6 protein-coding genes are annotated in these 10,505 nt (G+C 36.4%); 5 read left to right on the top strand and 1 reads right to left on the bottom strand.

Annotated elements, in window-relative coordinates; all coding sequences use genetic code 11:
• Positions 1-45 precede the first annotated feature (45 nt).
• The 4 genes from B8977_RS01485 to B8977_RS01470 all read left to right on the top strand — a co-directional run bounded on the left by B8977_RS01485 (position 46) and on the right by B8977_RS01470 (position 3,676).
• Positions 46-792, top strand: coding sequence for a hypothetical protein (locus B8977_RS01485; RefSeq protein ID WP_143736271.1), 747 nt, complete (start codon positions 46-48; stop codon positions 790-792).
• A gap of 69 nt (positions 793-861) precedes the next feature.
• On the top strand, positions 862-1,413 hold the full coding sequence (locus B8977_RS01480) for an RNA polymerase sigma factor (RefSeq protein WP_245828387.1): 552 nt from the start codon (positions 862-864) through the stop codon (positions 1,411-1,413).
• Positions 1,410-2,333 carry a hypothetical protein gene (locus tag B8977_RS01475; RefSeq protein ID WP_084015556.1) on the top strand — a complete coding sequence of 308 codons (924 nt, stop codon included), beginning with the start codon at positions 1,410-1,412 and terminating at the stop codon, positions 2,331-2,333. The genes B8977_RS01480 and B8977_RS01475 overlap by 4 nt, the downstream gene beginning before the upstream one ends.
• A 26-nt stretch (positions 2,334-2,359) precedes the next feature.
• Positions 2,360-3,676 (top strand): OmpA family protein, encoded by a 1,317-nt coding sequence (locus tag B8977_RS01470; protein ID WP_084015554.1) that lies wholly within the window; start codon positions 2,360-2,362, stop codon positions 3,674-3,676.
• Positions 3,677-3,738: 62 nt separating this feature from the next.
• Here the strand turns inward: B8977_RS01470 and argH are convergent, their stop codons facing one another.
• Positions 3,739-5,022, bottom strand: a complete 1,284-nt coding sequence (argH, locus tag B8977_RS01465; RefSeq protein ID WP_084015552.1) for an argininosuccinate lyase — start codon at positions 5,020-5,022, stop codon at positions 3,739-3,741.
• Between the two features lie 621 nt (positions 5,023-5,643).
• Between argH and B8977_RS01460 the strand changes: the two genes are divergently transcribed.
• Positions 5,644-10,437 (top strand): M36 family metallopeptidase, encoded by a 4,794-nt coding sequence (locus B8977_RS01460; protein ID WP_084015550.1) that lies wholly within the window; start codon positions 5,644-5,646, stop codon positions 10,435-10,437.
• The last annotated feature ends 68 nt before the right edge of the window (positions 10,438-10,505 follow it).

Genomic DNA, 10,505 nt, shown 5'->3' with positions numbered 1-10,505 from the left:
TTGATTTCAATCGCATCTATAAAAGTAGATTCAAAAATTAAAGTTATGGATTTTAGAAAAATAATTGTGTTGGCAGGTTTGACTTTAAGCCTTTCAGGTGTTTCTGCAAAGGATTCTCTGGTCTATGATCTGGGAGAATTCAAAGTTTATAAAAATGAAAAATCTTTTTCCGTCAAATCAAATTCAGGAAAAACTCTGCATAAAAATTTGAAATATTTCGGCAATGCTCTTCGCTACTGGCAAGTAATTGATGAAAATAACGAAATGTTCTACCTCAATGATAAAATGAAAGAATCCAATATTGAAGATAATTTTCTGGGTTTGTGCGGCACGGTTCCTCATTATACATTGAAAGTTCATTCAACCCAAAAAGAATTTATCGTGATGGAAGATGAAACTTTTTACGATTATGGAAACCAGATTCCGGCCGAAGAAAAATTCATAATTTCTAAAAATGATGCGGAGGAAATTTATTTCATAAATGGAAAAGAGGAATTCAATTACGATGGAAATTATGGTTTCACAGGAGTTGGCGCGCAACCTGATTTGGTAATTTATAAAAAAGGCGGAAAATTTGGCATCTGGCAAGATGAAACCAAAACCTTGTATGATGAAATTGAGTTTGAAGATTCAAATTTGAAACTGAAAAAAGATGGGAAATTAGGATTTTACGGCTATACAAAAATCAAATACGCAGACATTCAGCCATTTATTTTTAACTTAGCAAGCATTAAAACCACTGACGGAAAAACCGGATATGTGGATGTACACGGAAATGAATATTTTGACTAAATCCTTAATTAACTTAACTTCTTAATGTTTTGACTTGCCGTTGAGAATTGAAAAAATTAAGTCTAAAATTTGAACAACTTGAAAGAAGTGGAACTCATACAAGGTTGCAAAAAACAAGACCGGAAAACGCAAAAGCTGTTGTACGAGAAGTACAGTGTGCGCTATTTTGGGGTTTGCAAACGGTACATGAAAGACGTGGAAGCGGCGGAAGATGTCTTGGTCAAAGGTTTTTTGAAGATTTTTGACAATATCAATTCTTTCGAAAACAAAGGAAGTTTTGAAGGATGGATGCAGCGAATAATGGTGAACGAATGTTTGATGGAATTGCGCAAAAAACAAGATTTTACCATTTATCTGGAATCGTCCAACATTCAACCGCAAAAAGATGCAACCGTCTTGGAATCTTTGTATGAGCAAGATGTCTTGAAATTATTAGAGTTTTTGCCCATCGGCTGCCGGACGGTTTTTAACCTCTACGTGATCGAAGGATTTAAACATAATGAAATCGCTGAAAAGCTGAATATAACTGAAGGAACTTCCAAATCTCAATTGAATTTGGCCAAAGAAAAATTGAAAGTATTGTTAGAAAATTATGGAATCACCAAATACAAATCGTCATGAGCGTTAAAGATCCCATAGAAGATTTATTCCGAGACAATCAGCACGGGTTGGACGAACAGCCGCGCGGTTTGATCTGGGATAAAATCGAAGAAAAATTAGAAGAAAAAACCATTGTTCCTAAAAAAAATAATGGCTGGAAATATGCTGCGGCAGCTTGTTTGGTTGTGGGATTGTCGTTTGCTTCATATCTATTTTTGTATGATTCCAATCTGCCTGCACAGCAAAATCATGAGGCTGAAATTGTGCATCAACCGATGGAAATCAACGAAGAAAATGCTTCTGAAATTTTGGATAAAATTGAAGAACAAAAACAATCCATTGTCACCACAGACAAACCTTTTGATGCGCCTGAAATTTATAAAGTTAAAGAGTTAAAGCCAGAAGCCATTCCTACGCCAAAAGCGGATATATATTACGACATGGCTCCCGCAGCATCGATGGATTACGGAACTCCTGTGATGAAAGAAACGGAAGGAGAAATGTATTCAGCCAAGCAAGAAAAAATGGCAGATGAATCCATCGTTTTTCGTGGCGAAACACCAGAGAAGAAAGGGAAAAATGTCATTACCTCTAAAAGTGAAGATAGTCGAAGAATGGGGAATATGGCCGAGTCGACAATTACATACGATACTATTTATAGTAAGAAAATCATTCAACAACTTCCGCTTAAACTTTCCAATAAAACAATTTTATATGATTTAATAGAAAATACAGACGATTCAGTTGTATTTTATAATGCGAACATTTCGTTTCCTCAAAAAATAATCTTCAAGAAAAAAGAAGGAACTGTAATTGTAGAATACTTGGGAAATTCAAAAAGAAAAGGTTCAAAGGAAAGCACTGAAATCCAATCATATATCAACAAAAATAAAAATGCTATTTACAACGCCGGATTTGAGTCCGGAATCCAGATAGAATAATCACTCATCTTTTAAAATTTATTATTATGAAAAAAACGAAGTTTCTTTTCACGGCTATTTTATTGACTTTATTTTCCCAGATTTTCGCACAAATTCAAGAAGTAATTTATTTTGACAAGAATTCATTTTTAATGAATGAATCAGAAAAAATAAATCTTGAAAAATTTGCAAATGCAATTAAATCGGATGAAAATAAAAAACTTGAAATAAAAGGTTTTTCGGATTCTGATGGAGACACAAAAATGAATCTACAGTTATCTAAAAAAAGAGTTCAGGCCGTCCATGATTTTCTTTTGGTTCATGGAATTAAAAAAGATCAAATAAAACTCAGTTATTTTGGAGAAGAAAATCCAGTTGGAGACAATCAAATTGAAGAAGGCAAACAGAAAAACCGGAGAGTTGAAGTTGATATTTTAAATCCAAAATCAGACAAACTCGCAATTTATTCAAGGTTCAAAAAGAAGCCACAAATTTTCACTGCAGTTGCAAAAGAAAACGTTGAAATCAAAGGAAATGAGGGAACCGTAATCAAAATTCCGAAATATTCTTTAATCAATTCCAAAAATAAAACTGTCATCGGCGAAGTTAAGATTTTCCTTGAGGAATATTATACAAATTCAGATATCATAAAAGCAAATCTGCATACTTTATCTGATAGAAATATTTTGGAAACTGGGGGAATGATTCATATTGTCATCAAATATAAAAATGAGGAATTAAAACTAAAAAAAGACAAGGAAATTGAGATTGAATTTGCTACAGATGATATGGAAAGAATGGAGATTTTTGTAGGCGAAACCAAAGGAGAAAAGTTTAACTGGAAACTGGAAAAATCAAAAATTCCAGAACTAAGCAGAAGAAATAATTCTATCGAAATGGAAGGTGATATTATTTCATTTGACACCATAAAGCGCATACAACCCCAACAGAATAATATCGTCAACAAATATTTAACTTCAAATAATCTTTTTTGGATTAACTGTGATCGATTTCTAAATGCTAAAAAGGAAGATTTGACCGATTTGAAGGTTCGTACAAATATTTCGGCTGAAGTTAAATTGGTTTTCAAGAAAATCAATTCTATAATGCCTCCTGTTAATTTTCAAAGCGAATTATATGAGTTTATTAATTTACCCAAACAAAGCAAAACAACCATCATCGCTTTTACAGAAATTGATGGCGAACCTTATTATGCAAGCAAAGAAATTACAATCGGAGAAATGCAGACTGAAAATTTAAATTTGGTCAAAATAACTTGGGAAGGATTAGAGAAAGAATTTAAAATACTGGACAATCCTAATAGAAAAAATTACAATGAACAAAATAATATAATCATTGAATAATTCAAAATAAGACCTCACAGATTTCTAAAACTTGTGAGGTCTTATTGAAATTTAAAATAGGCTTACGCTTTATATCTTTTGATTTTTTCGCGAATTTCATCCAAACCTAAATTGTGGATGCTTCCCATGTGAGAAGTTTTGAATTCTTTGTGCGGAACGTAAGAACCATCTTCAACCGAAATCCCAACGATTTTGTAAGCATCACGGAAAGAAGTTCCGGTTTGTAATAAGTGGTTGATGTTTTCCACAGTGTAAATGGAATCGTATTTTTCCTGATCCATGAATCCGGATTTGATTTCCAATTGTGGCAATGCAAAAATCAAAATATCTAAAATATCATTGAACTGAACCATCGGTTCAAATAAAATTTCTTTCAGGATTTGGAAATCTCTGTGATAACCGCTTGGGAGATTGTTAATCGTTAAAATGATGTCGTTTGGCAAAGCCTGTAAACGGTTGCAATGTGCACGCGTCAATTCGAAAACATCAGGATTTTTCTTGTGCGGCATGATACTGGATCCGGTTGTCATTTCGTTTGGCAATTTCACAAATCCCATGTCCTGGCTGTTGTACATCACCAAATCATAAGACAATTTTGACAAAGTTCCGGCAACCATCGAAATCGCAACAGCTGTGGACTTTTCAGATTTACCACGTAACATTTGTGCACCGACTGAACTTACCGCCATTTCTGCAAAACCTAATTCTGAAGTCGTCATTTTACGGTCGATTGGAAAACTCGTTCCGAATCCTGCGCCTGATCCCAATGGATTTTGGTCTGCAACTTTGTAAGCAGCATCGAAGAAATATAAATCTGAAAGTAAATTCTCTGCATAAGCTGAAAACCACATCCCGAAACTATTGGGCATCGCAGCCTGGAAGTGCGTATAACCTGGTAATAAGTCGTCTTTGTGTGCTTCTGCTTTGTCCACCAAAATATTGATGAGTGAAACAATTTTCTCTTTGGTTTCGCCTAAGTATTCTTTCAAGAATAATTGGATGGCTACTAAAACCTGATCGTTTCTGGAACGGGCAGTATGAATCATCTTTCCGGCATCGCCTGTTTTTTCGATGAGTTCTGCTTCTATTTTGGAGTGAACGTCTTCAAAATTTTCGTCGATGACAAAATTTCCGTCTTCGGTTTGTTTAATGATTTCATCTAATGCAGTTTGGAGTTTTGCATTCTCGTCTTGAGAAATTAAACCGATTTTTGCTAGCATATTGGCTTGTGCTTTTGAAGCAATCGCATCGTATTTGGCGAGGTAGATGTCGAGGATTCTATCTTTTCCTACGGTGAATTTTTCGATTTTGTCGTTGACAGAGAAGCCTTTGTCCCAGATTTTCATATTGTGTGTGTTTTATTGAAATGAAGTTGGACAAAAGTAAAGAATTATTTGCCAATGGGAAATTCTTAAACCATTAAGAAGTGAAGTTTATTAAGATTTGAATAAGTGCTAATCATTTTTTTGATGATTATGAATTTAATTCTAAAAAAATGAAAATTTATTTCATTTAAAATAATGCATTGAAAGTCTTTGTCAGTAATGATTTCTGCAGCTGTTTAGAATGACTATGGGTTAGCTAAAGCTTCCACAGAAAGTGCTAATCGGAGTGTTGGAAGTATTGACTGAACTGTGTCAATTGATACATGATAATAAGATTGACATGGATTATGAAACAAGGATTTGATTTTGATGATTTGGAATTGAACCATAAATGAAATAAGAAAATTATGATGCTTGCGTTCAAGAAAACTATTTAATATGAAAACCAATAATTCATTATCAAAAACAAATTTTTTCAAATTTTTTGTCAAAAATAGATTCTTCATCTCGTTTCACTCATTCAGAATGACAATGGATTCAATTTCAAAACCCAGGGAAAACCCTGATTTTTCATTTACCCAAGAAACACCTTACAACCAATGAGTTAAATAGCATTATTTTAGCAATTAAAATAAATCTGCTATGAAAACAAACCTCTACTTTCTCATTGTTTTTCTTTGTTTAAATATCAAATCCTTTGCACAAACGGAAAAACCTGATGCAGAATTTGTGCGTCAGAAATTAACTCAGGCAATGCAAAAAGACGGCCTTAGTCTGGCTGATCTGGCTGAGTTTTCGGTTACTTCTTTCAGCAAAGAAAAAAAGAAAGGCATTCAACATATCTATCTACGTCAGACGATGGATGATTTGGAAATTTTCGGAACGGAAAGCGGGCTTTTCCTAAAAGCTGACGGGAGTTTGATTTCGGCGAATAATCAATTCATCTCATCTGTTTCGTCTAAAAAGCAAGGCAGTGCGCAACCCTCTTTAGATGCTTTACAGGCTGTAAACAGAGTGGCTGCATATCTGGGGTATGTAATTTCTGAACCTTTGGTCATCATTTCGGAGGAACAAAATGTTGATCGAAAGACGCGCGTGAGCAAGGGTGGAATGGCTTCGCGCGAAATTCCTGCACGTTTGATGTATATGCTGAAGGATGATGGGAATATAGAATTGGTTTGGGAAATTTCGATCGAGGAAAAATCGGGGAAAGAATGGTACACGGTGTTTGTTAGTGCCCATACGGGACAGGTCATCCGTAAATTTAATATGGTGATTTCTTGTAGTTTTGAACATGGTAATGGTGAGCACAATGGAGTTCATTCCCATTCGTTAATTGAACCTGAAAATCATTTTCATGAAGAAAATAATTCGTTGACCATCAATGGTTCGGGTGCAGTTTACAATGTTTTTGACAGACCGCTGGATAATCCTTATCATGGCGGCAGGATTTTGGTTGCGGAAAATGATGTAGCCAATCTAACTGCCTCGCCTTATGGTTGGCACGATACAGAAGGTGTCGCCGGACCGGAATATTTTACGACACGAGGAAATAATGTCAATGCTTATGAAGACAGGGATGCTAATAATACAGGAGGTTATCAGCCGAATGCCAGCTCTTTGCTTTTTGACTATCCTTTTGATCAAAATTACTCTGCCAGCAACAGGTATCAGGATGCCGCAATTACAAATTTATTTTATTGGAGTAATTTAATGCATGATATATTTTATCAATATGGTTTTGACGAGACCAGTGGAAATTTTCAAGCAAATAATTATGGAAAAGGAGGAATAGGAAATGATTTTGTACTTGCGGAAGCACAAGACGGAAGCAGCACTTGTAATGCCAATTTCGGAACACCAGCGGATGGGCTTTCTCCGCGAATGCAAATGTTTACTTGCAATAATAAGGACGGAGACTATGACAACATCGTCATCGCACATGAATACGGGCATGGAATTTCAACCCGACTAACGGGAGGAGCTGCATTTGTTTATGGTTTGAGCAACAGAGAACAAATGGGTGAAGGATGGAGCGATTGGTTTGGGCTGATGATCACTATAAAACCGGGAGATACAGGCATCAGCCGAAGAACAGTCGGCAATTATTTATATGGACAAGGCATCGGCGGAGACGGCATCAGAACTTACCCTTATACAACAGACATGAGCATCAATCCTCAAACTTATGACGCTATCAAAACTGCAGGAACGAGTCCGCACAAAGTGGGAGAAGTCTGGACCGGAATGTTGTGGGAAATGACTTGGGCTTTGATTGATGAATATGGTTATGATGCTGATGTATATGATGGAACGGGCGGAAACAATATCGCCATGCACCTTGTAATGGAAGGACTCAAACTGCAACCTACCAATCCCGGATTTGTGGATGGACGTGATGCTATTTTGCTTGCAGATCATTTGTTGTATGACGGAGCGAACCAATGTATCATCTGGAATGCTTTTGCAAAAAGAGGTTTGGGTGTAAGTGCAGACCAAGGAACGCGTGACAGCGTAACGGATGGAACTCAAGATTTCAGCGTACCCGATCCTGCAACTTGTTCTACATGTCCGATTCCGATTGAATTAAATCAATCGCAGCAAGACTTGACTTCTACCCAGCTTTCCTGGGTAAGCGATGGAACTTCTTTTGATTTGGAGTGGGGATTGAAAGGATTTACACAAGGAGAAGGGAATTTGGTTGAAGACATTGCTGAAAATTCTTATTTATTGGAAGAAATCTTATCCAATACCAACTATGAGTACTATGTAAGAAGCAATTGTGATGAAACAATAACCAGCGGCTGGGCAGGACCTTATGGTTTCATACTTGGCGCAGAAGGGTACTGTACTCCCAGTACAAGTGATGCGTCTTATATGTGGATTAACAACATAAGTTTGAATGAAATTAATAATCCAACCGGCGGAATTGCTGGCTATAATAATTATACGCATCTGGTTGCTAATGTAGAAAGAGGAAACACTTATCTTCTGAGTATAGGAGTGAGAGCAGGCGGCTATCCAGTTTATGCAACTGCATTCATCGACTGGAATCAAAATGGATTGTTGGAAAATGAAGATGAAAGATATAATGTTGCTTTGAATGTTACCAGCAACGGAACTTATACATTTAATCTTCCCGTTCCGATGGATGCCGTTGCCGGAAATACACGCATGCGTATCATGCTGCAATATTTTGATCAAACACCCGATGCCTGTGTTTCATTTTATTATGGAGAAATTGAAGATTACACTGTAAATGTACTTCCCTGTCCAAAACCAATAGAATTAACTGCCGATTACCAATCCACCGACTCGATGTTACTAGGATGGTCATCGATTGCTAATTCATTTGAGATAGAATGGGGTGCTGCCGGTTTTGTACAAGGGAACGGAACTATGATTTCTGATATTTCAGAAAACAGCTATTTACTCACAGGGCTGACTGAAAATAATGAATACAATTATTATGTACGCAGCGATTGTGGCACTGATGGCAACAGCAGTTGGACAGGTCCGTTTACTTTTATAATGGCTGAAAGTTTTGCATGTGATTATAAATTTGTTCTAACTGACCAATACGGTGACACTTGGAATGGTAATACAATGAATGTTATCCAAAACGGCAATGTTATTAATACTTTAGAGCTGACAGAACCCGAAACTGCAACTGAATATGTTTCGCTGACAAATGGCATTCCGTTTGAATTGTTTTGGAATCCCGGCGGAGAATGGCCTGAGGAAGTAGCGATTCAGGTTTATGATGCATCGGACGTTTTGATTTATGAGAAATTTTCTAATTCCGGCAATCAGAACACAACTTTGTATACGGGAAATACCAACTGCCCTCAGCCGATTACATGGACAATTGCAAATGTTTGGTCAAACGAAACGGGTCCTACTTTGAGCGATGACATCATCATCAAAGGAGATTATACGGGAAGTTCATTTGAAGCCAAGAATATAACTGTTTTTTCTACCGGAAGTTTGGATATCACAGATGGAAACACGGTAACGCTGGCAGGGAAGATAACAACCCTAAGTCCGCAATTTACAGATGAGACACTTACTTCAGGTATCGCTGTGAGAAATGGTGGAAATTTAATTCAAACAACAGCTTTTACCGAAACTAATAAGGGGCAAATAATAGTTTTCCGAGACAGTGACCCGATGAAAAGATTGGACTATACGTTCTGGTCTTCGCCAGTATACGGACAGCAATTGCAAGGATTTTCGCCTCAGACTTTACCCAACCGTATTTATACTTATGAAGGAATAAATGAATATGTTGCGGTTTCCAATGCAAATGATTTGTTTGCAGCAGGAAAAGGATATTTGTTCCGCTCGCCTAATAATTGGATAACTACGGCAACCACGCCCTATAAAGGAGAATTTTTGGGAACTCCGTTCAATGGAACTTTTGGTGTAAATGTTCACAGCAATGAATATACTTCAGTTGGAAATCCTTATCCATCCAATATCGACGCGGATGTATTTCTTGCTCAAAATCTGGAAGTAGAAACGCTTTATTTTTGGACCAATACAAGTCCGGCAACTGAAACGGGTTACGAACAAAACAACTATGCTTATTACACGCTGATGGGCGGCACAGATGCCAATGGCGATGGTACTTCAGAAATTCCAAACGGAATCATTTCCATCGGTCAGGGATTCATTGTCAAAACCAATAATGCAAGTACAGTGAATTTCAATAACAGCATGAGAATTTCAGGAGCGGCGCCGTTTTTCAAAGCTGACAAACACCGTTTTTGGTTAAATCTTTCGGGTTCAAACGGAACGGGATTGAATCAAATTCTTGTAGGATATCAGGAAAATGCTACCAATGAATTTGATGCGCAAATTGATGGAAGGATGTTTAATTTCAGTGGAAATGCTTTGTATAGTTTAATCAATTCGGAAAAATTTGTGATACAAGGCCGCGCCATGCCCTTTGAAACTTTCGATGTTGTTCCATTAGGATTTTATGCAGCAGAGACCGGTCGATACAGTATTTCAATCAAGGAAACAGAAGGATTGTTTACAGAAGGACAACTCATTTATATGAAAGATCAATACAATGAAACCCTGCATAATTTGACTGAAGCTCCTTATGATTTTGTTTCGGAAGCGGGTCAGTTTGACGAGCGTTTTCAAATTGTTTACGAAACGAAGGAAATAATGGGTGTGGATGATAGTAATTTGAGCGGTATTCAAATTTACCAACACAATCAAAATATTGTGGTTTTTTCTAAAAACACTCGTATCATTTCAGTAGAAATTTTCGATTTAGTCGGGAGAAATATGTACAATAACACAAAAGTAAATTCAAATCAAATTGAAATTTCAAAACAATCTTTTGGTAAACAAGTTTTGGTTATACGGGTAAAGACTGAAAATGGTGATTTGGTAACTAAGAAAATTGTAATCAAAGATTAATTGAATCTTCATTTTTTTGAACCATTAAGAAGTTTATTAAGTTTTCTCTTAATTTTCTAAACTTCTTA

Origin of the sequence: Moheibacter sediminis, assembly GCF_900176425.1 — a bacterium.
In the GTDB taxonomy this organism is placed as follows: Bacteria; Bacteroidota; Bacteroidia; order Flavobacteriales; family Weeksellaceae; genus Moheibacter; species Moheibacter sediminis.
Note: the sequence above shows the minus strand (reverse complement) of the source record. Positions and strands in the feature narration are given on the sequence as shown.